The 24,134-nt window shown below is 66.0% G+C and carries 23 protein-coding genes; 7 read left to right on the top strand and 16 right to left on the bottom strand.

Going from position 1 to position 24,134, the window contains the following annotated elements; genetic code table 11:
• Positions 1-62 precede the first annotated feature (62 nt).
• From WS54_RS04255 to WS54_RS04240, 4 genes are all read right to left on the bottom strand, one after another.
• Complete coding sequence (locus WS54_RS04255) at positions 63-527, bottom strand: Lrp/AsnC family transcriptional regulator (protein ID WP_059783998.1); 465 nt, start codon at positions 525-527, stop codon at positions 63-65.
• A 97-nt stretch (positions 528-624) separates the two neighbouring features.
• Positions 625-1,383, bottom strand: a complete 759-nt coding sequence (locus WS54_RS04250; RefSeq protein WP_059785075.1) for a dimethylarginine dimethylaminohydrolase family protein — start codon at positions 1,381-1,383, stop codon at positions 625-627.
• Between the two features lie 209 nt (positions 1,384-1,592).
• The gene (locus tag WS54_RS04245) at positions 1,593-2,843 is read right to left on the bottom strand and encodes a DUF1479 domain-containing protein (RefSeq protein ID WP_059783999.1); all 1,251 of its coding nucleotides are present in this window, start codon (positions 2,841-2,843) and stop codon (positions 1,593-1,595) included.
• A 110-nt stretch (positions 2,844-2,953) separates the two neighbouring features.
• Complete coding sequence (locus WS54_RS04240) at positions 2,954-3,343, bottom strand: VOC family protein (RefSeq protein WP_059784001.1); 390 nt, start codon at positions 3,341-3,343, stop codon at positions 2,954-2,956.
• A 72-nt stretch (positions 3,344-3,415) separates the two neighbouring features.
• Here WS54_RS04240 and WS54_RS04235 point away from each other — a divergent pair, with 72 nt between their 5' ends.
• Positions 3,416-4,393 carry a helix-turn-helix domain-containing protein gene (locus WS54_RS04235; RefSeq protein ID WP_059784003.1) on the top strand — a complete coding sequence of 326 codons (978 nt, stop codon included), beginning with the start codon at positions 3,416-3,418 and terminating at the stop codon, positions 4,391-4,393.
• Between the two features lie 90 nt (positions 4,394-4,483).
• Here WS54_RS04235 and gltA read toward each other — a convergent pair whose 3' ends face one another.
• The 7 genes from gltA to WS54_RS04200 form a co-directional block, all read right to left on the bottom strand.
• Positions 4,484-5,785, bottom strand: a complete 1,302-nt coding sequence (gltA, locus tag WS54_RS04230; protein ID WP_034205185.1) for a citrate synthase — start codon at positions 5,783-5,785, stop codon at positions 4,484-4,486.
• Between the two features lie 54 nt (positions 5,786-5,839).
• Positions 5,840-6,112, bottom strand: a complete 273-nt coding sequence (locus WS54_RS04225; protein WP_034205186.1) for an FAD assembly factor SdhE — start codon at positions 6,110-6,112, stop codon at positions 5,840-5,842.
• Between the two features lie 6 nt (positions 6,113-6,118).
• Positions 6,119-6,820, bottom strand: a complete 702-nt coding sequence (locus WS54_RS04220; protein ID WP_006479352.1) for a succinate dehydrogenase iron-sulfur subunit — start codon at positions 6,818-6,820, stop codon at positions 6,119-6,121.
• A gap of 21 nt (positions 6,821-6,841) precedes the next feature.
• A complete protein-coding gene (gene sdhA, locus WS54_RS04215) occupies positions 6,842-8,617 on the bottom strand; it encodes a succinate dehydrogenase flavoprotein subunit (protein WP_059784004.1) in 1,776 nt (591 codons plus the stop codon).
• A gap of 3 nt (positions 8,618-8,620) precedes the next feature.
• A complete protein-coding gene (gene sdhD, locus WS54_RS04210; RefSeq protein WP_006487767.1) occupies positions 8,621-8,989 on the bottom strand; it encodes a succinate dehydrogenase, hydrophobic membrane anchor protein in 369 nt (122 codons plus the stop codon).
• A 4-nt stretch (positions 8,990-8,993) separates the two neighbouring features.
• Entirely contained in the window at positions 8,994-9,410 is a 417-nt protein-coding gene (sdhC, locus tag WS54_RS04205) for a succinate dehydrogenase, cytochrome b556 subunit (protein WP_034205188.1), read from the bottom strand.
• Positions 9,411-9,578: 168 nt separating this feature from the next.
• Positions 9,579-10,403 (bottom strand): GntR family transcriptional regulator, encoded by an 825-nt coding sequence (locus WS54_RS04200; RefSeq protein WP_080747666.1) that lies wholly within the window; start codon positions 10,401-10,403, stop codon positions 9,579-9,581.
• Between the two features lie 288 nt (positions 10,404-10,691).
• Here WS54_RS04200 and WS54_RS04195 point away from each other — a divergent pair, with 288 nt between their 5' ends.
• The 5 genes from WS54_RS04195 to acnA all read left to right on the top strand — a co-directional run bounded on the left by WS54_RS04195 (position 10,692) and on the right by acnA (position 17,846).
• Positions 10,692-11,678 carry a malate dehydrogenase gene (locus tag WS54_RS04195; RefSeq protein ID WP_006487742.1) on the top strand — a complete coding sequence of 329 codons (987 nt, stop codon included), beginning with the start codon at positions 10,692-10,694 and terminating at the stop codon, positions 11,676-11,678.
• A gap of 183 nt (positions 11,679-11,861) precedes the next feature.
• Complete coding sequence (locus WS54_RS04190) at positions 11,862-12,869, top strand: HpcH/HpaI aldolase/citrate lyase family protein (RefSeq protein ID WP_034205189.1); 1,008 nt, start codon at positions 11,862-11,864, stop codon at positions 12,867-12,869.
• Positions 12,870-13,099: 230 nt separating this feature from the next.
• Positions 13,100-13,609, top strand: coding sequence for a hypothetical protein (locus tag WS54_RS04185; protein WP_034205190.1), 510 nt, complete (start codon positions 13,100-13,102; stop codon positions 13,607-13,609).
• Between the two features lie 22 nt (positions 13,610-13,631).
• Positions 13,632-15,083: a bifunctional 2-methylcitrate dehydratase/aconitate hydratase gene (locus WS54_RS04180; RefSeq protein ID WP_059784006.1), complete on the top strand. Its 1,452-nt coding sequence runs from the start codon at positions 13,632-13,634 to the stop codon at positions 15,081-15,083.
• Positions 15,084-15,128: 45 nt separating this feature from the next.
• Positions 15,129-17,846, top strand: coding sequence for an aconitate hydratase AcnA (acnA, locus tag WS54_RS04175; RefSeq protein WP_034205192.1), 2,718 nt, complete (start codon positions 15,129-15,131; stop codon positions 17,844-17,846).
• Between the two features lie 114 nt (positions 17,847-17,960).
• On the opposite strand, the gene WS54_RS04170 is transcribed toward acnA, so the two are convergent.
• From WS54_RS04170 to WS54_RS04160, 3 genes are read right to left on the bottom strand one after another with little or no spacing between them, the layout of a single operon-like run.
• Positions 17,961-18,392: a DUF1801 domain-containing protein gene (locus WS54_RS04170; RefSeq protein ID WP_059784008.1), complete on the bottom strand. Its 432-nt coding sequence runs from the start codon at positions 18,390-18,392 to the stop codon at positions 17,961-17,963.
• Positions 18,389-18,820 carry an SRPBCC family protein gene (locus WS54_RS04165; protein ID WP_059784009.1) on the bottom strand — a complete coding sequence of 144 codons (432 nt, stop codon included), beginning with the start codon at positions 18,818-18,820 and terminating at the stop codon, positions 18,389-18,391. The genes WS54_RS04170 and WS54_RS04165 overlap by 4 nt, the downstream gene beginning before the upstream one ends.
• Positions 18,820-19,143: an ArsR/SmtB family transcription factor gene (locus tag WS54_RS04160; RefSeq protein WP_059784011.1), complete on the bottom strand. Its 324-nt coding sequence runs from the start codon at positions 19,141-19,143 to the stop codon at positions 18,820-18,822. The genes WS54_RS04165 and WS54_RS04160 overlap by 1 nt, the downstream gene beginning before the upstream one ends.
• A 648-nt stretch (positions 19,144-19,791) precedes the next feature.
• On the opposite strand from WS54_RS04160, the gene WS54_RS04150 reads away from it, so the two are divergent.
• Complete coding sequence (locus tag WS54_RS04150; protein WP_059784013.1) at positions 19,792-21,525, top strand: S53 family peptidase; 1,734 nt, start codon at positions 19,792-19,794, stop codon at positions 21,523-21,525.
• A 307-nt stretch (positions 21,526-21,832) separates the two neighbouring features.
• On the opposite strand, the gene WS54_RS04140 is transcribed toward WS54_RS04150, so the two are convergent.
• Together WS54_RS04140 and WS54_RS04135 are read right to left on the bottom strand one after the other, a co-directional pair.
• The gene (locus WS54_RS04140) at positions 21,833-22,474 is read right to left on the bottom strand and encodes a hypothetical protein (protein WP_059784015.1); all 642 of its coding nucleotides are present in this window, start codon (positions 22,472-22,474) and stop codon (positions 21,833-21,835) included.
• Between the two features lie 84 nt (positions 22,475-22,558).
• Positions 22,559-23,965: an MFS transporter gene (locus WS54_RS04135; RefSeq protein WP_082725158.1), complete on the bottom strand. Its 1,407-nt coding sequence runs from the start codon at positions 23,963-23,965 to the stop codon at positions 22,559-22,561.
• Between the last annotated feature and the right edge of the window lie 169 nt (positions 23,966-24,134).

Raw genomic sequence — 24,134 nt, 5'->3', positions numbered from 1 at the left:
CGGAATGCAAATCGATCGACTCGGTCATTCGCGTTGAAAACGGCCCTGCCGGGCCGGTCGCCTCACACGACGCTGCGCTTGATCGCCTGCAGTTCGGCCGTCGTCACGATCTTCTCGATCCGGAACCGCGGGCTTTCCAGCCACGCGTTCGCGATTCGCCGGTATTCGTCGAGATCCTCGCACGCGAGCCGCACGAGAAAATCGAACGTGCCGCTGACGAGCCAGCAATCGAGCACGGCCGGATTCGCGCGCATTTCCTCCTCGAACGGCGCCTGCGAACGCCCATGATCGGCCAGCACGATCTGCGCGATCACGACGATCGGCTTGGTCGCGCGCGGCGCGTGGATCACCGCGCGGTACCCTTCGATCACGCCGAGCGCCTCGAGCCGCTCCACGCGCGCCTGGCAGGGGCGCGGCGTGAGGTTCACGCGTTCCGACAGCTTGCGGTAGGAAATTCGCCCGTCGGTACGCAGGATGTCGAGGATCCGGAGATCGATCTTGTCGAGCTGCATCTTCTTGTCGGTCATCCGCGTTCGCTCCGGTCGGGTCGTGGCTCATGCGCGGAACGTCTGCCGTTCCGCACGGGGCCACATTATCCGGCCGAAGCGCTCGCGCGCCAATCGGCTAGAACCGCAACGACAGGCAAGTCAGGCCGCCGTCCATCTTGCGGAACTCGCTCGTGTCGATCACGTGCAGCGGCATGCCGAGCGACGCGATCGCGTCATGCACGCGCGGATAACCGGCCGGCGTGATCAGCGTGCCGTTCACGCGCAGCGTGTTGCCCGCGTATTCGTCCTCGGCCGCGATCGCGATCCGACGATAGCCGGCGAACGCCGGATGCGCGGCGAGTGCTTCCGTGACGAGCAGCGTGTCGTCGCCGAGCGCGTTGACGACCGATTTCAGGTGCAGGCCGGCGCCGACCGGCACCGCGACGACCGAGTAGCCATGGCGCGACACCAGCGCGTCGAACGCGGCGATGCCTTCCGCGTCGGTGCGGCTCGTCAGGCCGATGAAGAAGCGCTTGCCGACCTGCATCACGTCGCCGCCGTCGAGGCGGCCGGACTGCATCGGCAGCAGGTCGCGATGGGCGGCGAGCGCCGCTTCGACATGAACCGTCTCGCCGCGCCGGGCGGGCGCGCCGGGGCGCGTGATCACCGCGAATTCCGGCGTGACGACGGCGACGTCCTCGACGAAGTGCGCATCGGGAAACGCATCCAGCGGCGGCAGTTCGGTCAGCTCGACGCCGAGCCCGCGCAGCGCGGCGCAGTACGCGTGGAACTGCGTGAGCGTCTTGTCGTAGTCGGGCGCGCCGAGCGCGGCGGTGGTGAGACCCGCGCCGCAGGACGGCGCGGGACGGCGAACGATCGCTTGCGTGAATTGCATCGACTCCTCCATGGTCTGCGCCGCGTCCGTGCGGCGCACTGGCCAGCGGCGTGATGTCCGGACCATTATCGGAAGCCAAATTGCGCAATTCGCGTCGATTTCGGCGGCACCGACAGCCGATTGCGTCGAATTGCGCGCACCGCGCAGCGGATTCGGCAGACGGCCCGCTCGCCGTCTCGCGCACGGCCGTTTCGCCTGCCGCCCGCGCGTCACGCGCCGGGCTCGAATCCCATCTGCGCACGGCCGAGCGCCGTCAGCTCGCCCTCCCCCGCGCGCCCGTCGAACTCGACCTCGAAATGATCGGCCGGGAAATCGGGCGGGCTGTCGCCCCGCAGGAACGCGGTACGCTGCCGTTGCAGGTACGCGTCGTTTTTCGCGCAGCCGGGCGCGGCGGCGATGTACATCACGTTGCTGTCGCCGCTGCCGCGATGCGCATCCTCGACCGCATGCACGACGTCGCCGTGCCAGAACACCGCGTCGCCCGGCGCCATGTGCGGGATCGGCACCAGCGCGTCGAGCAGCAGCGCATGCCATTCGGGCCGGATCGACAGCGCGCGGCCGGGACGCGCACCGCACAGGTCGTCGTCGGCGACGTCGTCCTGCAGCGCACGCAGCACGACATAGGCCATCGCGTTCGCGACCGGGATCAGCTGCAGCGTGCCGTCGCCGGGCCCCTGCGGCGTCAGCGCGGTCCAGCCCTGGAACGTGCGGAACATCGAGCACACGGCCGGCGACGGAATCTCCTCGACGTCGGGACGGAACGCTGCGTCGAACGGGTCGTAATCGCGCCAGCGGCCGGCCAGCACGTGGCGATAGACGTGGCGAAAATTCGCGCCGAGCCAGCGCTCGACGGAGCCGCCGTCGACATGCGGCGACAGCCCGAGTGACGTCGAACCGGGCGGCCGGCGGCGAATCCGGTCCGCATAGGCGGGCACCCGGTCGGGATCGAAATGCGTACGTGCGCCGTCCGCATGCCGCCACAGGCGATTCAGGAACACTCGCGCCTGCGTGAGCGCCGGCGACTGGCGCGCAGCGACCTGCGGCTTCGACCAATAAACGCCGTAGATCTGCGGCTTGCCCGACGCGAGGTTGCCGAAATAGCGGTCTTCCGCGCGCGCGTGCAACCGGTCGGCGAAACGGTTCGCGTCCAGATACGCGCCGATCTCGTCGTTCCAGTCGCGCGCCTGCCGCGCATCGAACACGCCGCGGATCACGACCGCGCCATGCGTACGGATCGCGGCAATCGCGCGCGGATCGACCTTTCCGCCCGCGATATCCGCGAACGGCACGACCGGAATCACGTCGCGGCCATGCGCGTGCGCGCGGCGGATCGCGTCGACCTGCCGCGCGATGTCGCCTTCCAGCTCGCGGAACGTGGCCGCATAACCGGGCAAGTCGGCGCGCAGCGCCCGTTTGGCCGCGCGGATCGCGGCCGGCAGATCGTCAATCGTCAGTTGCATCGTCGTCTCCTCGCTGAAGCGTGTCGTGATGTGCTGTCAGCGTACGGTCGGCGCAGGGTCGCCATCACCACTATCCGGCCAGTGATCGATACAATTCTGACAATCGTGCGTCATTCGCGACGATGGCAGACCACGCAGAGCTTGTTGTCGTCCGGGTCGCGGAAATAGGCGCCGTAGTAGTCGCGGTGATAGTGCGGCCGCAGGCCCGGCGGCCCCTCGCAGACGCCGCCCTGTCGCAGCGCGAGCGCGTGACAGCGGTCGACGTGGGCACGGGTCGGCGCATCGAACGCGATCGTGTGGCCATTGCCCGGTTCGGGCGGCCGGCCATCGAGCGGCTTGCCGAAGAAGAACAGCGGCCGCTCGGCGTCGGCCGGCATCCAGCCCGACCAGCCGTCCGGTTCGCGGAATTTCAGGCGCAGCCCGAGTTCGGCGAACAGCGGCGCGTAGAAATCGTAGGCGCGCGCCGTATCGCCGACGCCCACGCAAACATGTGAAAACATGGCATCGCTCCGTGGTGACGATCGCTCACGATCATGCCACGGCGCGCTGCCCGCCCCCTACCGGAGGCCGCGATGAAACCGCAATACGAGCACGTGACGTTCGCGCCCGGCTGTTCGATCCGCGTCTATCACCGTCAGCTCGCGCGCATTCCGTTCGAGTGGCATCGCCACCCCGAATACGAACTGACGCTGACGCTCAACAGCCGTGGCCAACGCTTCATCGGCGATCATGTCGCGCGCTACGCGGACGACGATCTCGTGCTCGTGCCGCCGAACCTGCCGCATACGTGGTCGTCGAACGCGCGCATCGATCGCGACGCGCCCGAGGTCGCGCTCGTCGTCTGGTTCGACGGCGACTGGGTGCGGCGGCTGGCCGACTGCTGCGTCGAATACGCGCCGCTGCGTTCGCTGCTGCGGCGCGCGGCGCCGGGCCTGCGCTTCGACGTGGAGACGGCCCGCGCGATGCGCGCGCGCCTGCCGCTGTTGCTCGATCCGTCGCCGCGCGCGAGGCTCGCGGCCACGCTCGACACGCTTGCCGATCTCGCGGAAGCCGGTGGCGAACCGCTCGCCACCGCGCACGCGTACGGCCAGCCCGACGGTGCGCCATCGCCGGCCGATCCGGCCGCGCCCGAAGCCGAACGCCTCGATCGCGTGCTCGACGCGATCGACCGGCATTTCCACGAACCGCTGCGCATCGACGCACTCGCCGCTGTCGCGCACCTGTCCGAACGCACGCTGCAACGGCTGTTCGTCCGGCATCTCGGCGAAAGCGTCGGCCGCTACGTGCAACGGTTGCGGCTCGCGCATGCCTGTCGCCATCTCGTCGGCACCGACTGGCCGATCGCGACGGTGGCCGCGCGCTGCGGCATTCCGAATGCCGCGAACTTCAATCGCCAGTTCCTCGCCGCGCGCGGCACGACGCCCGGCGCGTACCGGCAGTTCTTCAAGCAGCACGGCCACGCACCCGACGACGATGCGCTCGCGCTCGACACACGGCCGCCGTCGCTGGAGCGCCGCGCCGGATCGGGCCGGCGTCGGCCGCGCAAATGAAAACACCCCGACGGGCTGACCCGTCGGGGTGTCGTGGCGTTGCGATTGCCCGACGCGAGCGGCCTGCCGGCCGTTCGCGGCGCACACGGTTTAACGTGCGTTGAGCGGCTTCGCTTCGCGCGGCGTATCGCCGATGAACAGCTGGCGCGGACGGCCGATCTTCTGTTCCGGATCGGCAATCATTTCGTTCCACTGTGCGATCCAGCCGACCGTGCGTGCCATCGCGAAGATACACGTGAACATCGACGTCGGGATGCCCAGCGCGCGCTGGACGATGCCCGAGTAGAAGTCGACGTTCGGGTACAGCTTGCGCGACACGAAGTATTCGTCTTCCAGCGCGATCTTCTCGAGCTGCATCGCGAGCTTGAACAGCGGGTCGTCGTGCAGGCCCAGTTCGTTCAGCACTTCGTAGCACGTTTCGCGCATCAGCTTCGCACGCGGGTCGTAGTTCTTGTACACGCGGTGACCGAAGCCCATCAGCTTCACGCCCGAATTCTTGTCCTTCACCTGCTTGATGAATTCGGGGATGTTGTCCGGCGAACCGATCTGCTCGAGCATGTTCAGCGCGGCTTCGTTCGCGCCGCCGTGCGCCGGGCCCCACAGACAGGCGATACCGGCCGCGATACACGCGAACGGGTTCGCGCCCGACGAACCGGCCAGGCGGACCGTCGACGTCGATGCGTTCTGCTCGTGATCGGCGTGCAGGATCAGGATACGGTCGAGCGCGCGGACCAGCACGTCGTTGACCTTGTACTCTTCGCACGGGTTCGAGAACATCATGTGCATGAAGTTCGCGCTGTACGACAGTTCGTTCTTCGGATAGACGAACGGCTGGCCGATGCTGAACTTGTACGCCATCGCGACGAGCGTCGGCAGCTTCGCGATCATGCGGATTGCCGACACTTCGCGGTGACGCGGATCGTTGATGTCGAGCGAGTCGTGATAGAACGCCGACAGCGCGCCGACGGCCGCCACCAGCACCGCCATCGGGTGCGCGTCGCGACGGAAGCCGCGGAAGAAGAAGTGCATCTGCTCGTGCACCATCGTGTGCTTCGTGACGGTGTCGACGAATTCCTTCTTCTGTGCCGCGTTCGGCAGTTCGCCCTTCAGCAGCAGGTAGCAGCTTTCGAGGAAGTCGGCGTTTTGCGCGAGGTTGTCGATCGGGTAGCCGCGGTACAGCAGTTCGCCCTTGTCGCCGTCGATGTACGTGATCGCCGAATTGCACGAAGCCGTCGACATGAAGCCCGGGTCGTACGTGAACTTGCCGGTCTGGCCGTACAGCTTGCGGATGTCGATCACGTCCGGGCCCATCGTGCCCTTGTAGATCGGCAGTTCGACGCTCGGCGAGTTGTCGCTGAACGATAGCGTGGCTTTAACATCAGACGGAGTCATGGCACATCCTCAATCGAAATAAAGAAACGGGATTCGATAACGGGCGGAACGTGATTACACGTTGCGCAGCATCTCCAACAGCCGGTGAACATCCGGGCTGTCTAGGTCGCCTTCTGGTTCCTTGCGCGCGAGGAGCAAGTCCATCAGGTCGTTGTCGCTCAGATCGAGCAGGCGCGACAACGCGCCTACGTCTGCATCGGTGAGGTCATGCTCGTATCTGCCGAAGAAACGCTCGAACACGATGTCGTTCTCCAGCAGACCCCGCCGCGCACGCCAGCGAAGGCGTGCGCGACGGTGCGGGTCGGATTGATGCGAATCGTCGCTCATCAAACTTTATACCGCGCGGCGAACCATCAGTTCCTTGATCTTGCCGATCGCCTTCGTCGGGTTCAGGCCCTTCGGGCACACGTCGACGCAGTTCATGATCGTGTGGCAACGGAACAGACGGTACGGGTCTTCGAGGTTGTCCAGACGCTCGCCGGTGGCGGTGTCGCGGCTGTCCGCGATGAAGCGGTAAGCCTGCAGCAGGCCGGCCGGGCCGACGAACTTGTCCGGGTTCCACCAGAAGCTCGGGCACGACGTCGAGCAGCTCGCGCACAGAATGCACTCGTACACGCCGTCGAGCTCGTCGCGCTCTTCCGGCGACTGCAGGCGCTCCTTCTCGGGCGGCGGCGCGTCGTTGATCAGGTACGGCTTGATCGAGTGGTACTGGTTGAAGAAGTGCGTCATGTCGACGATCAGGTCGCGCACGACGGGCAGGCCCGGCAGCGGGCGCAGCACGATCTTCTGCGGCAGGTCGTTCAGGTTCGTCAGGCACGCGAGACCGTTCTTGCCGTTGATGTTCATCGCGTCCGAGCCGCACACGCCTTCGCGGCACGAACGGCGGAACGACAGCGTCTCGTCCAGAGCCTTCAGCTTGACCAGTGCGTCGAGCAGCATGCGCTCATGCTGGATCTCGAGCTCGTACGTCTGCATGCGCGGCGCCGCGTCCTTGTCCGGATCGTAGCGGTAGACTTCAAAAATGCGTTTTGCCATTTCGGATTCCTTTGACTCGGCTTAGAACGTGCGCGGCTTCGGCGGCACGGATTCGACCGTCAGCGGCTTCATTTGTACCGGCTTGTAGTCGAGGCGATCGCCTTCGCTGTACCACAGCGTGTGGCGCAGCCAGTTCTCGTCGTCGCGGTGCTCGTAGTCGCTGTGCGCGTGCGCGCCGCGGCTTTCCTTGCGCGCTTCCGCCGACACCATCGTCGCGCGGGCCACTTCGATCAGGTTCTCCAGCTCGAGCGCTTCGACGCGCGCGGTGTTGAACACCTTCGACTTGTCCTTCAGGTGGATGTTTTCCACGCGCGCCCTCAGGCCGGCCATCTGGTCGACGCCTTCCTTCAGCAGTTCCGACGTGCGGAACACGCCTGCGTGCTTCTGCATCGTCGAGCGGATGTCGTTCGCGACGTCCTGCGTGTATTCGCCCGACGTCGACTTGTCGAGCTTCGCGAGGCGCGCCAGCGAGAATTCGCCTGCGTCGGCCGGCAGCGGCTTGTGTTCCTTCTGGTTCTTCACGTGCTCGACGATGTGGTTGCCGGCCGCACGGCCGAACACCACGAGGTCCAGCAGCGAGTTCGTGCCGAGGCGGTTCGCGCCGTGCACGGACACGCACGAGCATTCGCCCACTGCGTAGAAGCCGTTGACCGGTTCCTTGTGATCGCGCGACGTGCCGACGACCTGACCGTGGATGTTGGTCGGGATGCCGCCCATCTGGTAGTGGATCGTCGGGACGACCGGAATCGGTTCCTTGATGCAGTCGACGTTCGCGAACTTCAGCGCGATTTCGCGGATCGACGGCAGACGCTTCATGATCGTCTCAGCGCCGATGTGCGACAGGTCGAGCAGCACGTGATCCTTGTTCGGACCGACGCCGCGGCCTTCCTTGATTTCCTGGTCCATCGAACGCGACACGAAGTCACGCGGCGCCAGATCCTTCAGCGTCGGCGCGTAGCGCTCCATGAAGCGCTCGCCGTTCGAGTTGCGCAGGATGCCGCCCTCGCCGCGCACGCCTTCGGTGATCAGCACGCCCGCGCCGGCCACGCCGGTCGGGTGGAACTGCCAGAACTCCATGTCCTGCAGCGCGATGCCCGAGCGCGCGGCCATGCCGAGGCCGTCGCCGGTGTTGATGAACGCGTTGGTCGACGCCGCGAAGATCCGGCCTGCGCCGCCCGTCGCGAACAGCGTCGTCTTGCCTTCCATGATGTAGACGTCGCCCGTTTCCATTTCGAGCGCCGTCACGCCGAGCACGTCGCCGTCCGCGTCGCGGATCAGGTCGAGCGCCATCCATTCGACGAAGAACTGCGTCTTCGCCTCGACGTTCTGCTGGTACAGCGTGTGCAGCAGCGCGTGACCGGTACGGTCGGCGGCCGCGCAAGCGCGCTGGACCGGCTTCTCGCCGTAGTTCGCGGTGTGGCCGCCGAACGGGCGCTGGTAGATCGTGCCGTCCGCGTTGCGGTCGAACGGCATGCCGAAGTGCTCGAGCTCGTACACGACGTTCGGCGCTTCACGGCACATGAATTCGATCGCGTCCTGGTCGCCGAGCCAGTCGGAGCCCTTGATCGTGTCGTAGAAGTGGAAGTGCCAGTTGTCTTCGCTCATGTTGCCGAGCGACGCGCCGATGCCGCCTTGCGCGGCGACCGTGTGCGAACGCGTCGGAAACACCTTCGACAGCACGCCGACCGACAGGCCCGCGCGCGACAGTTGCAGCGCTGCGCGCAAGCCGGAGCCGCCTGCGCCGACGATCACGACGTCGAACTTGCGGCGCGGGAGGGAAGTTTTGATTGCAGCCATTCTTTACACTCTCCAGAGAATCTGCGCGGCATAGCCCGCACATGCGAGCAGCCAGACGATGGTCAGCGATTGCAGCAGCAGGCGCACACCGACGGGCTTCACGTAGTCCATCCAGATGTCGCGCACGCCGACCCATGCGTGGTAGAAGAGGGAGAGCAGCATCACGAAGGTCGCGAGCTTCATCCATTGCGCGGCGAAGATCGATGCCCAGCCTTCGTACGAGAAATCGTGCGCGCCGAAGAAGAGGACGAGCAGAATGACCGTGTAGACCGCCATGATCGTGGCGGTGACGCGCTGCGCGAGCCAGTCGCGCAGGCCGTAGTGTGCGCCGACGACGAGGCGCTTCGAGCCGATTCGGTTATTGGCTGCCATTTTCTTAGAATGCTCCGAACAGTTTGAGTGCCATGGCGATCGTCAGCGCGATCGAGACGACAAAGACGACGACGGCCGTCCGCTTGCCGCCTTCCTTCGAGACGGCGTCGTGGTTGACGTCCATCAGCAGGTGGCGAATGCCGGCGCAGAAATGGTGGAAGAAGGCCCACGACAACGCGAGGACGATCAGCTTGACGACGATGTTGGAGAGGAAAGCCTTGAAGACTTCGAAGCTGAGCTCGGAGGTGAGGCTCTGGTCGAAGAGGAACAGCAGGAACGGCAGGAACAGGAACAGCAGCGCGCCGCTGATACGATGGAGAATCGACAATGTCGCCGCCAGCGGCATGCGATATTTCAACGTGATGTCGCCGATTCCGATGTTCCGGTATTCCGGCCTCGGCTTTCTTACTGCGTCAGTCATGCTAGACCCCTACTATGTTGTCACACTAATCCGCGATTTTAGCGCCTTTTTATATCGCGCTGCAGCGAAAGTCTGCTCTGGATAATTGCGCGAACAAGAACAAAGGCGGCCCGAAACGTGCTTCGCGAGCGTGGGAAACGCGAAGGCACGCGGCTGAGCCGAACGTCGTCAGCTCAAGTCATTCTGATAGTAGTACCCGGTTGTGACATACCAGCCGCGACGCACCTCCACCGGCCGGTCCCCGTACGTATAGGACACGCGCTCGACCGACAGCAGCGGGAAGCCCGCCGGCACGTGCAGCAGGTCGGCCACCGCCGGATCCGCCGCCACCGCGCGGATCTTCTCCGTCGCGCGGATCATCCGCGTACCGAACTCCGTCTCGAACATCGCGTAGAGCGGCCCCTTGTACTCGCTCAGCCGCTCGAACGTGAGCCCGCGAAACATCGCGCCCGGCAGCCAGATCTCGTCGAGCACCGTCACTTCGCCGTCGAATTCCAGCAGGCGGCGCACCTGCACGACCGGATCGGCGGGCTTCAGGTCGAGCTGCCGCGCGATCTCGGCCGGCGCGCGCAGGCGCCGGCATTCGAGCAGGCGGCTCACGTGCGGGTGCTCGGCGCCGTCGTCGGCCAGCAGCCGCAGGAAGCGGAATTGCGCGCGATCCTCGTTGTGCGTTGCAACAAACGTACCCTTGCCCTGCCGCCGGACCACGAGGTTTTCGGCGGCCAGCTCGTCGATCGCCTTGCGCACGGTGCCCTGGCTGACCTTGTAGCGGGCCGCGAGCTCCACTTCGCTGGGGATGATCTCGCCGGGCTTCCATTCGCCGGATTCGAGACTTTGCGTGATCAATGACTTGATCTGCTGGTATAACGGGCTGAACGTCGGCGACGCGGACGCCGCGGGCGAGGCTGCGGCATCGCCCGCGCCGGGCTGCCCTGGGCCGCCTGCGCCGGTCTGATTCGCGGTGTTCGCCTGGTTCGATGTCATGGCGCGCATTTCATCACAAACCGCACTTTTTCGTCCACTCAATTTCCGCAAAACATCTGTCTTATATAAGACATATGATACCGTTTGACTTTGCGCGTGACGGCTCCTACACTCCCGGTCGAGCAAGGGTTCGCGGGTGCAACAGCGCGTCCCCGGCTACGTGCCACGGCCGTCTCCAGGTTCACCGCGTCCGCCATCGCGAGTCCTCCGCCCTGCTTCAATGCAACGCTACGCACAACGCGCATAGAATGGCGTTTTCGCTCGCGTCCAACGCTTCACCCGTCCTGGAGATTTTCAATGGCTAAGCCCGCAAAGCGCGTTGCCGTCACCGGCGCCGCAGGTCAAATCGCTTATTCCCTGCTGTTCCGCATCGCGAACGGCGACCTGCTCGGCAAGGATCAGCCGGTCATCCTGCAACTGCTCGACCTCCCGCAAGCCCAAGCCGCCGTCAAAGGCGTCGTGATGGAACTCGACGACTGCGCGTTCCCGCTGCTCGCAGGCGTCGTGATCACCGACGATCCGAAGGTGGCATTCAAGGATGCAGACGTCGCGCTGCTGGTCGGTGCACGTCCGCGCTCGAAGGGCATGGAGCGCAAGGACCTGCTGTCGGCGAACGCCGAGATCTTCACGGTTCAGGGCGCTGCGCTGAACGAAGTCGCCAGCCGCGACGTGAAGGTGCTGGTCGTCGGCAACCCGGCGAACACGAACGCATACATCGCGATGAAGTCGGCGCCGGATCTGCCGAAGAAGAACTTCACGGCCATGCTGCGCCTCGACCACAACCGCGCGCTGTCGCAGCTCGCCGCCAAGTCGGGCAAGCCGGTCGCGTCGATCGAGAAGCTCGCCGTGTGGGGCAACCACTCGCCGACGATGTACCCCGACTTCCGCTTCGCGACCGCCGAAGGCGAATCGCTGCTGAAGCTGATCAACGACGACGTGTGGAACCGCGACACGTTCATCCCGACCGTCGGCAAGCGCGGCGCGGCGATCATCGAAGCGCGCGGCCTGTCGTCGGCCGCGTCGGCAGCCAACGCGGCGATCGACCACGTCCGTGACTGGGTGCTCGGCACGAACGGCAAGTGGGTCACGATGGGCATCCCGTCGGACGGCTCGTACGGCATCCCCGAAGACATCATCTACGGCGTGCCGGTCACCTGCGAAAACGGCGAGTACAAGCGCGTCGAAGGCCTGGAAATCGACGCGTTCTCGCGCGAGAAGATGGACGGCACGCTGGCCGAGCTGCTCGAAGAGCGCGACGGCGTCGCCCACCTGCTGAAGAACTAAGCCTCACGCATCGCGCCGGGCGACCTTCGGGGCGCCCGGCTTCGGTACGGGCCGGCACGCCGCCGGCCCTGCCGATCGATCCGATTCGCGCACGTTTTGCCGCCCGCGCCCGCCGCGCGCCGGCCCAGAACCTGCCCGAATCCGATTTTCTCCACGTTGACCCGCTTCCCTGACGTAGACGAGATGGCCGCGCTCACTCCTGCACAAGTGCTGTACGACGGGGCGTCACCGCCCGCGATCCTGCCCTGCTGCGATCACTACGCGGGCAGCGAGAAGCTGATGCGCAAGTCGCTCGCGCTGCAGGCCGAGCTGGGCCCCGTGTTCGACGTCACGCTCGACTGCGAGGACGGTGCGGCCGTCGGCCAGGAAGCCGCGCACGCGGCGCTCGTCGCCGACCTGCTCGGCAGCGCCGAGAACCGCTTCGGCCGCGTCGGCGTCCGCATCCACGACTTTTCCCACCCGCACTGGCGCGACGACGTGCGCATCGTGCTGCGCGCAGCGCGCGCACCCGCCTACATCACGCTGCCGAAGGTCGCGAACGCCGCCGACGCGGCCGAAATGACCGCGTTCATCGAAGGCACGCGCCGCGAGCTCGGCATCGCGCAGCCGATCGCGGTCGACGTGCTGGTCGAGACGCACGGCGCGCTCGCGCAGGCGGCCGCCCTCGCCGCGCTGCCGACGGTCGGCACGCTGAGCTTCGGGCTGATGGATTTCGTCTCCGCGCACCACGGCGCGATCCCCGATACCGCGATGCGCTCGCCCGGCCAGTTCGACCACCCGCTCGTCCGCCGCGCGAAGCTGGAAATCACCGCGGCCTGTCACGCGCACGGCAAGACGCCGTCGCACAACGTGACGACCGAGGTGCGCGACATGGGTGTCGTCGCCGGCGACGCACGCCGCGCGCGCGACGAGTTCGCCTTCACGCGGATGTGGAGCATCCACCCCGCGCAGATCCGTCCGATCGTCGACGCGTTCGCACCGCGCACCGACGAAGTCACGCTCGCCGCCGAGATCCTGCTGGCCGCGCAGGCCGCCGACTGGGGCCCGACGCGCCACGGCGATACGCTGCACGATCGCGCGAGTTATCGTTATTACTGGTCGGTGCTGCGCCGCGCGCGGGCCACCGGCCAGCCCGTACCGGACGACGCCGCGCCGCTGTTCGGCCCGGCCGCCGCGGGCGCCGCGCGTTGAGTGCGCGCCGCCGGCCGATACACGAGTTTCATGCATGCGCGATTTCGCGAACCGGACAGACGTTTGCGAAACGACAAAAAACGTAACGGAGCCCGAAAACCTGATGTATGCGCGGCCAAATAGGTGAAAATAGCGGCCGCTGCGCGCTTTCGGGGCGCGTGCAGTTTCAAACCGGCCGGCGGTTTCGATTGCCGGCCCTTGTCAACTGATTATCGAAAGGTTCTGACTCCATGAAGAAACTCCTGATCGCTACCGCCATCGGCGCCTTGTCCGCCACGATGCTGGTGTCGGCTCCGAGCGCGTTTGCCCAGGGTACGGCCACCACGAAGAAGGCCACGGCCAAGCGCCCGGCGCCGGCCAAGCGCATCATCCCGCGCAGCAAGAAGGCGCAGGCGCGCGCGGCCGCCAAGGTCGATCCGGTACCGGACGGCGCGGTCAAGTGGTCCTGCAAGGAAGGTCTGTCGTTCGACCTCGCCGGCGACATGAAGCGCGACCAGGTCGTCACGGTTCACTGGGCGAAGAAGAACTACAAGCTGCCGCGTCAGGCCACGACGACGGGCGCCGACACGTTCTACGATCCGGCAGCCGGCTTCAAGCTGGTCGTGATCCCGAGCAAGGCGATGCTGTTCTCCGACGCAAACGGCGGCGAGCGCCTCGCTGACGAATGCGTGACGCCGGAAATGGCACAAGGCGGCGCAGCGCCGACGCAGGCGAACGAGCTGAAGCCGGCAACGAACTAAGCACGTTCCTCTCGGCCCCTCGATGTCCGCCCCGGTCTCCAACGTCCGCCCTGCTCCGGATACGGTACTCGTCGACATCGTCGACTACGTGCTGAACCCCGGCATCGCCAGCGCGCTCGCGCTGGAGACGGCGCGTCATTGCCTGATCGACACGCTCGGATGCGGACTCGAGGCGCTGTCCTACCCTGCCTGCACCAAGCTGCTCGGCCCGGTCGTGCCCGGCACGATCGTGCCGAACGGCGCGAAGGTGCCCGGCACGTCCTTCCAGCTCGATCCCGTCCAGGCCGCGTTCGGCATCGGCGCGATGATCCGCTGGCTGGACTTCAACGACACCTGGCTCGCCGCCGAATGGGGGCATCCGTCCGACAACCTCGGCGGAATCCTGGCGACGGCCGACTGGCTCTCCCGCACGGCCCGCGCGGCCGGCCGCAAGCCGCTCGCGATGCGCGACGTGCTGGTCGCGATGATCCAGGCCCACGAGATCCAGGGCTGCCTCGCGCTCGAGAACGCGTTCAACGCGGTCGGGCTCGACCACGTGCTGCTCGTGAAGGTCGCGTCGACGGCCGTCGTCGGCCGGCTGCTCGGACTCACGCGCGACGAGCTGATCAACGCGGTCTCCCATGCGTTCGTCGACGGACACGCGCTGCGCACCTACCGCCATGCGCCGAACACCGGTTCGCGCAAGTCCTGGGCGGCCGGCGACGCCACGTCCCGCGCGGTGCGCCTCGCGCTGATCGCGAAAACCGGTGAAATGGGCTATCCGTCGGCGCTCACCGCCAAGACCTGGGGCTTCTACGACGTGCTGTTCGACGGCAAGCCGTTCCGCTTCCAGCGCCCGTACGGCACGTACGTGATGGAAAACGTGCTGTTCAAGATCGCGTTCCCCGCCGAATTCCATGCGCAGACGGCCGCCGAGGCCGCGCTGCAACTGCACGCGCAGCTCGCCGCGGCGGGCCGCACGACCGACGAGATCGCCCGGATCACGATCCGCACGCATGCGGCCGCGATCCGCATCATCGACAAGCAGGGCCCGCTCGCCAATCCGGCCGACCGCGACCACTGCATCCAGTACATGGTCGCCGTGCCGCTGCTGTTCGGCCGGCTGACCGCGGCCGACTACGAAGACGCGGCCGCGGCGGACCCGCGCATCGACGCGCTGCGCGCGAAGACCGTATGCGTCGAGGATCCGCAGTTCACGAAGGATTATCACGATCCGGACAAGCGATCGATCGCGAATGCGCTGACGATCGAGTTCACGGACGGATCGAAGCTTGCCGAAGTGGCGGTCGAGTACCCGCTCGGCCATCGGCGGCGCCGTGCGGACGGCATCCCGCTGCTGGTCGACAAATTCCGGACCAACCTCGCCCGCCGCTTCCCGGCCAAGCAGCAACAAGCGATTCTCGACGTGTCGCTGGACCAGGCAAAGCTCGAAGCGATGCCGGTCGATGAGTACGTCGACTTGTATGTGATATAGCTGCAGGACACGTTGTTTCCTAGCCTCAAACCCAGGAAAATCACCATGGCCCACAATCTCCACAAGACCCTCAAGGAATTCGACAGCGGTTCCGGCAAAGGCAAGTTCTACTCGCTGCCGCAACTCGGCAAGGAACTGAAGACGAAGATCGAACGCCTGCCGGTGTCGATCCGCATCGTGCTCGAGTCCGTGCTGCGCAACTACGACGGCAAGAAGATCACCGAAGAGCACATCGAGCAGCTCGCGAACTGGAAGCCGACCGCGAAACGCGTCGACGAGATTCCGTTCGTCGTGTCGCGTGTCGTGCTGCAGGACTTCACGGGCGTGCCGCTGCTCGCGGACATCGCGGCCATGCGCGGCGTCGCCGAACGCACGGGCAAGAACCCGAAGAAGATCGAGCCGCTGGTGCCGGTCGATCTCGTCGTCGACCACTCGGTCCAGATCGACTACTTCCGCCAGAAGGACGCGCTCGACCTGAACATGAAGCTGGAATTCCAGCGCAACAACGAGCGCTACCAGTTCATGAAGTGGGGCATGCAGGCGTTCGACACGTTCAAGGTCGTGCCGCCGGGCGTCGGCATCGTGCACCAGGTGAACCTCGAATACCTCGCGCGCGGCGTCCACAAGAAGACCGACGGCGCCGACACCGTGTACTACCCGGACACGCTCGTCGGCACGGACAGCCACACGACGATGATCAACGGCATCGGCGTGGTCGGCTGGGGCGTGGGCGGCATCGAAGCGGAAGCCGGCATGCTCGGCCAGCCGGTGTACTTCCTGACGCCGGACGTCGTCGGCGTCGAGCTCAAGGGCAGGCTGCGCGAAGGCGTGACGGCCACCGACCTGGTGCTGACGATCACCGAAATGCTGCGCAAGGAGAAGGTCGTCGGCAAGTTCGTCGAATTCTTCGGCGAAGGCACGCAGTCGCTGTCGCTGCCGGACCGCGCGACGATCGGCAACATGGCGCCGGAATACGGCGCGACGATGGGCTTCTTCCCGGTCGACGAAAAGACGATCGACTACTTCGAAGGCACGGGCCGCACGAAGGCCGAAATCGCCGCGTTCGAAAACTACTTCAAGGCGCAGAACCTGTTCGGCATCCCGAAGGCCGGCGACATCGACTACACGAAGACGGTGACGCTCGACCTGGCGACGGTCGCCCCGTCGCTGGCCGGCCCGAAGCGCCCGCAGGACCGCATCGAGATCGGCAACGTCAAGTCGACGTTCACCGACCTGTTCTCGAAGCCGGTCGCGGAGAACGGCTTCGCGAAGAAGGCGGAAGACCTGAACACGCAGTACACGACGAGCAACGGCGTCGACGTGAAGAACGGCGACGTGCTGATCGCCGCGATCACGTCGTGCACGAACACGTCGAACCCGAGCGTGCTGCTGGCTGCTGGCCTGCTCGCGAAGAAGGCGGTCGAGGCCGGCCTCACGGTCGATCCGAAGATCAAGACCTCGCTCGCGCCGGGATCGCGCATCGTCACCGAATACCTGACGAAGACGGGCCTGCTGCCCTACCTGTCGAAGCTCGGCTTCGAAGTCGCGGCCTATGGCTGCACGACCTGTATCGGCAACGCGGGCGACCTGACGCCGGAACTGAACGAAGCGATCACGAAGAACGACATCGTCGCGGCGGCCGTGCTGTCGGGCAACCGTAACTTCGAAGCGCGCATTCACCCGAACATCCGCGCGAACTTCCTCGCGTCGCCGCCGCTCGTCGTCGCGTACGCGATCGCCGGCAACATCACGCGCGACCTGATGACCGAGCCGGTCGGCAAGGGCAAGGGCGGCCGCGACATCTACCTCGGCGACATCTGGCCGACGAGCGAAGAAATCCACGCGCTGCTCAAGTTCGCGCTCGATCCGAAGAAGTTCGAGGACAACTACTCGAAGCTGACCAAGAAGGGCGATCTCTGGAGCAAGATCGAGGGCGAATCGGGCGAAGTCTACGACTGGCCGAAGTCGACCTACATCGCCGAGCCGCCGTTCTTCGGCAACGACTTCTCGATGGAGCCGGCTGCGTCGATCCCGACGGTCAAGGGCGCGCGTGCGCTCGGCATCTTCGGCGACTCGGTCACGACCGACCACATCAGCCCGGCAGGCTCGATCAAGGAAGATTCGCCGGCCGGCAAGTGGCTGAAGGAAAACGGCGTGCAGAAGGCCGACTTCAACAGCTACGGCTCGCGCCGCGGCAACCACGACGTGATGATGCGCGGCACGTTCGCGAACGTCCGGATCAAGAACCTGATGATCCCGGCGAAGGCCGACGGCACGCGCGTCGAGGGCGGCCTGACGATCCACCAGCCGAGCGGCGAACAGCTGTCGATCTACGATGCGGCGATGAAGTACGTCGACGCCGGCACGCCGACCGTCGTGTTCGCGGGCGAAGAGTATGGCACGGGCTCGTCGCGCGACTGGGCCGCGAAGGGCACGCAGTTGCTCGGCGTGAAGGCCGTGATCGCGCGCAGCTTCGAGCGCATCCACCGCTCGAACCTGGTCGGCATGGGCGTGCTGCCGCTGCAGTTCAAGGGCGCGGACAGCGTCCAGTCGCTCGGCATCACCGGCGAAGAGACGTACGACATCGAAGGCCTCGGCGACGACTTCAAGCCGCAGCAGGACGTCACGCTCGTGATCCATCGCAAGAACGGCGAAACCCAGCGCGTGCCGGTGCTGCTGCGCATCGATACGCCGATCGAAGTCGACTACTACAAGCACGGCGGGATCCTGCCGTTCGTGCTGCGCTCGCTGCTCGCAGCGTAAGCGCACGGCTGTTGCAGGCGCCGCAGCCGCCTCGCGGGCGGTTGCGGCCGATTTGGATGCCCGACCTCGTGTCGGGCTTTTTTTCGCCCGTGCCGTACGCGGTCTTACGCGGCCTTACGCCGCCTTGTCTGCGCGCGCCTTCGCACCCGAGCCTCGCGCGTTCTTCTTCAGGTGCGTGCGGTTGTATTCGATCGCCGCGCGCACGAGATTCTTCAACGCCCGCTTGTCGAGCTTGTCGCCTTCGAACAGATCGATCGCGCGTCGCGCATTGCCGTCGAGGCCGTCGTTGAACAGCTTGTCCGGATCGGGGAGCTGCGCGCCGTGCATGAACGTCACTTTCACCTTGCCCTTGTGCGCGTTCGCCACCGCGATCATCCCGTCGCATGACCAGACGGGGCTGCCCATCCATTTCCATTCCTCGACGATGCCCGCTTGCGCCGCGAGGATCGTCCGGCGCACGTCGGCCAAGGTCTTGCCGCGCCAGTCGGCGATGCCTGCGATCAGCGCATCGATGCGCGCCGACGGTGTGAGGTCCGGTGCACTCATGCGCGGGCCTCCGTGCCTTCGTCGGGACGCGACAGCACCTGTTCGAGCGTGTCGAAGAACCGTACCCAGCCGTACTGCGCGCCGCGGTACGCCTGCTCCTGGTCGGGGCGGAAGCCGACCTGCTCCATGCGCAGGTGCGTGCCGGCCGGGGTCGGCGTGAGCGTCCATGTGACGATGCTTTCGAGGCCATGCGCCGCCCACGTATAGGACAGCGTGCGATGCGGCTCGATCGTGAGGACCGTGCAGTCGACCGAGCCCCAGTCCGCGCGGAAACGGAAGGCATGGCCCGCGACGGGCGCGAAGTCGCTCTTCATGAGCCACGCCTCGATCAGGTGCGGTTGCGTGAGCGCGCGCCAAATCTTCTCCGGCGGATGGGGTAGCTCCCGGTCGACGACGACGGAGCGCGTTTCGGTCGTGGCGTGGTTCATTACTGATCCATCCTTTTGAGCAGATCTTCGAGGGCATCGAACCGGCTCTGCCAGAAACCTGCCATCTGGCTCGTCCAGTCGATCAACGGGGCCAGCGCTTGCGGCTGCGCGCGGTAGTGCGTCTGCCGGCCTTCGTGACGGTCGTTCACAAGCCCGGCCTGCTTCAGTACGCCAAGGTGCTTCGATACGGCCGGCTGCGAGACGCCCGCGTGGGCCGTCAGCGCGGCAACCGTCAATTCCCCCTCCGCGCACAGTCGCTCGAACAGCGCGCGGCGCGTGGGATCGGCAAGCGTCCTGAAAAGCGTGTCCTGAGCGTTTTGCATATCGTCCAAAATCCATAACCGTCCGGTTATGGATTGAAGGATATCCGCTGATCGGCGCGCGTCAAGGCGGAATTTCGCGAACGGCGTCGTTCGATCCTGCGCGGCCGGCGCGTGCGTCGCATCGGCTCGCGCGGACGCCGGATTCGAGTCTTTCCTCTAATCCGCGATAACGACGCGCGATTCGAAAGCAGCCTGCAAGACTGGCCGATGCGCTGTTCCACAGTTCGGGAAACGTTCGGGGTCGGCCAGCCGCGTTCGCGTCCCTGCGCGAATCGGTTCCTGACGAGTCGCTTCCAATGACCACATAGTGCGACCCGACGTGCAGCCATTGACACACAAACGCCATGCATCCGCGCGGCGCGCCCGTCCACGCTCGCGCATATTCCGATGCTGCAACGAACGACGCGTGCGTGTGAGCGACACGCATTGCCGCGCCGTCGCACCGAGAACCGGTTCCGCTCACCGGCCCCGCCACTTCCGGCGCGCACTGCGCCGCGCACGCACTCGCGCGCCCGCGTTGTCAGAACTGACAGCTATGGAAACTGGCAGCTACCCGAACGGCACCGACGCCCTACGCTCGTCACCGCTCGCGGCCCCACAAGGGCCGGGGGTTCCAGTAACGTCGCCTCTCCTAAAAAAGGACTCCCGATGAAAAGGAACGCCTGGTTTGCCCTTCCCCTTCCGTCGCCCCGCCGCCTCGCGTGCGTGGCACCGCTCGTGTTCGCCGCCGCCGCGGCGCACGCGACGACGGATTGGGTCGATACCCATACGAAGGCCTTTCTGACCGGCCCGCAGTTGATGGCGCAAAGCGCGGCGCCGTCGCTCGAACTCGCGGCCGGCGAGACGACCGACGTCGTCGTCAGCCTGAAGCTGCGCAACGCCGCGCAGCTCAAGCAACTGGCGCGCGACGTGAACCGGCCCGGCAGCGCGCATTACCGCCAGTACCTGACGCACGAGCAGTTCCTCGCGAACTACGCGCCGACCGACGCGCAGGTGAAGTCGGTCGTCGACTATCTGCGCAAGAGCGGCTTCGTGAACGTCGAAGTCGCGCCGAACCGGCTGCTGGTCTCCGCGCACGGCACGGCCGGCACGGTGAAGACCGCGTTCAACACGTCGCTCGTGCACTTCCAGTACGCGGGCCGCTCCGGCTTCGCCAACACGTCGACCGCGCAGGTGCCGCGTGCGCTCGGCGACGTCGTCGGCTCGGTGCTCGGGCTGCAAAGCGTCGCGCGTGCGCGACCGATGCTGCGCATCGGCAACGTCGCGAAGCCGCAGGCGCTCGCGGCCGGCACGGCGACGGGCCACTACCCGAAGGAATTTCCGGGCCTCTACAACGCGACCGGCGTGCCGACCGCGGCCGGCGTGACCGTCGGCATCATCACGATCGGCGGCGTATCGCAGACGCTGCAGGACCTGAAGCAGTTCACGTCGAGCAACGGCTACGGCACGGTCGCGACGCAGACCGTCAAGACCAACGGCACGGGCGGCAGCTACACCGACGACCAGGACGGCCAGGGCGAATGGGATCTCGACAGCCAGTCGATCGTCGGCTCGGCCGGCGGCCAGGTCGGCAAGCTGGTGTTCTACATGGCGGACCTCAACGCCGCCGGCAACACCGGCCTCACGCAGGCGTTCAACCGCGCGGTGTCGGACAACACCGCGAAGGTGATCAACGTCTCGCTCGGCTGGTGCGAAACCGATGCGAACGCGGACGGCACGCTCGACGCCGAGGAACAGATCTTCACGACGGCAGCCGCGCAAGGCCAGACGTTCTCGGTATCGTCGGGCGACGAAGGCGTGTACGAGTGCAACAACCGCGGCTATCCGGACGGCTCGAACTACACGGTGTCGTGGCCGGCTTCGTCGCCGCACGTGCTCGCGATCGGCGGCACGACGCTCTACACGACGTCGGCCGGCGCGTTCTCGAACGAAACGGTGTGGAACGAAGGGCTCGATTCGAACGGCAAGCTGTGGGCGACGGGCGGCGGCGTCAGCACGATCCTGCCCGCGCCGTCGTGGCAGTCGGGCAGCAATCGCCAGTTGCCGGACGTCGCGTTCGATGCCGCCCAAAGCACGGGCGCGTACATCTACAACTACGGCCAGTTGCAGCAGATCGGCGGCACGAGCCTCGCCGCCCCGATCTTCACGGGCTTCTGGGCGCGGCTGCTCGCGGCGAACGGCACGGGCCTCGGCTTCCCCGCCGCCAATTTCTATGCGGACATTCCGTCGCATCCGTCGCTCGTGCGCTATGACGTCGTGTCGGGCAACAACGGCTATCAGGGGTATGGCTACAAGGCCGGCACCGGGTGGGATCCGACGACCGGCTTCGGCAGCCTGAACATCGCGAACCTCAACCAGCTGATCAAGTCGGGCGGGTTCTGAGCGATGCATGAAGGCCGGCGCGCGGCGATGGTTTGCCGCGCGCCGGCTTACGTCATGAAGCAGCAAGCCGCTTCTTTGAAAAGGACCTGCATCCGGTCAAAGCCGCCAATATCACCGACCATAAGACGATGCAAATGCTCAAACGATATACACGCGCTGAAACCAAATGGCCTACTGGCCAAACATTGCTAATAGGGAATTTCCGTCCGCGCCGTCGACAGTGTTTGGCCGCATGCCGTATCAGTACCCTCACCGTGGGACTCAATACTCCTGAATTTCGTATCGGCTATGCGCGCCATCCGAGTATCTACTTGCCCAAGTAGACATAAATCGAATTGAGCGCGACCGCGAGAATCAGCGCCGCAAGCGGCAAACGGAACTGCGGTGCGAGCTGTGCTACTGAGTACATGAAGCCAGTATTCAAGCGCGCTGGCGACACGAGAAAGGCCACATACCAGACGATCAGATTTAGGCAAAACGCGAACGCGATCATTGACCCGGCCACCATTACGAATACGGGGGTGTGCTGCGATGCGGAAAGACAGATCCATTCGCCAAGCAGGAGCCCGAGTGTCAACGCGCCAAGGGAGTAGGTATTCTGCAGTACCTGATGTGCAGCGACCGCGAGCCATCTTTGCCGAGGAGCCGCAATCAGCAAGCCGACAAGCATAACTCCGAGAATCGCGAAGACATTCCAGATATGTGGCCCAATGCCTTCCTGGATTGCCGTTTCCAAATACTTGACTGACCGGTGGCTACCGAGCCAATCGGTCACGATGACCCCTGCTATCGCAGGCAGCGCCCAGGCTGCAGGGACAATAGCAGCTTGCCACAGCATGCGTCCCGGCCAAAAGTCTGAGCGCCTGAAGGCACGCGTGTGATGCTTCAACCAGTTCCGGATTCGATTCAGTAGCGCCCGCAAAACGGGCTTGGCGGTCGTGTTCTGCATCGGATAAGTGAGGTGGAGATTCGATGGCGCGCACGCCGGATTCTTCACAGAATAACCTTAACTCAATTGTTGCGAACACGACCTCTACTTCGTAGCCCGCTCCGTCCCTGCCGACACGCTTGAGCGATGCGACGGCGCGAACAGCCGCAGCCCGCTCGCGACGCTCGCCGCGCCCGCGAAGCCCGCCCCGAGCATCAACGCAAGCGTCGGCCCGTGGCGGCCCGCGATCCCGAACGACAGTGCAACCAGCGCCGCGCCCGTCGCCTGCCCGATCAGCCGCGCGGTCGCGATGATCCCGCTCGCGCCGCCACTGCGCTCGGGCGGCGCGCTCGACATCAGCGCTTTCAGGTTCGGCGACTGGAAAAAGCCGAAGCCCGCGCCGCACAGCATCATCCGCCAGCCGATGTCGACGACGCCCGGCGACACCGGCAGCGCGGCGAGCGACACCATGCCCGCACTCAGCAACGCCAGGCCGATCGCACCGAGCAGCCCGGGCGGATAACGATCCGACAGCCGCCCCGCGATCGGCGCGGCAAGCGCGACGATCGCCGACCACGGCGTCATCAGGAACCCCGTCTCGACCGCGTTGCGATGCAGGACGGTTTCGAAATAGAACGGCAGCGACACGAATGCGAGCCCCTGCGCGGCGAACGCGCACACGGCGGTCAGCGCGGACAGCGTGAACACGGGCCGGCGGAACAGGTCGACCGGCAGCATCGGCGCCGGATGCCCGGCCTGGCGGCGGATCAGCAGCCAGCCGAACGAGAAGGCCATTGCGGCCGCCGCGAACACGACCGTCAGCGGCCCGCGCTGCGCGAATTCGCCGAGCGCGAAGATCAGCGACGCGAACGTGATCACGTTGAACAGCGCGGCAATCGGATCGAACGCGTGCTTGCCGCGCGCCGTCTGCGGCAGCGACGGAATCGCCACGGCGAGCGCGAACACGCCGAGCGGCACGTTTACCGCGAACAGCCACGGCCACGCGGCCACCGACAGGATCAGCGACGCGATCGTCGGCCCCACCGCGAACGACACGCCGACGACGAGCGCGTTGAAACCGACGCCGCGCCCGAGCCGGTGCGCGGGAAACAGGCCGCGGATCAGCGCGACGTTCACGCTCATGATCGCGCTCGCGCCGAAGCCCTGCACGATACGCGCGGCCGTCAGCGTCGGCAGCGTCGACGCGAGCGAACACCCGAGCGACGCCAGCGTGAACACCGCGAGCCCGGCGACATACACGCGCTTGTGGCCGACGATGTCGCCGAGCGACGCGAACGGCAGCAGCGTCGCGACCATCGCGAGCTGGTACGCGTTGATGATCCACACGGACGCGGCCGGCGACGCATGCAGGTCGGTCGCGATGGCGGGCAGCGCGGTGTTCGCGATCGCGGTGTCGAGCGTCGCGAGCGCGACGGCCAGCAGCACGGCGGACATCGCGCGCCAGTTGACGGCCGGCTCGTGCGCGCCGGCGGGGGAAGCGAATTCGGACAAGATGGGCTCGGCTGACGAGCGACGCGCGGCGTCGCGGATTAAGCGGCGCGGCACCGCATCCTCCGTGCAACGGCAACGGAGCGCGCGGCGCCGCGAGCCGTATTGTTGCAGAGCCACATCGAACGTGCAGGCGGCCGCCTCGTCAGTCGGCAAAACGAAAGCTTCGTCA

Source organism: Burkholderia sp. NRF60-BP8 (assembly GCF_001522585.2).
Classification (GTDB): Bacteria; Pseudomonadota; Gammaproteobacteria; order Burkholderiales; family Burkholderiaceae; genus Burkholderia.
This window is presented reverse-complemented; position numbering and strand designations above follow the sequence as displayed.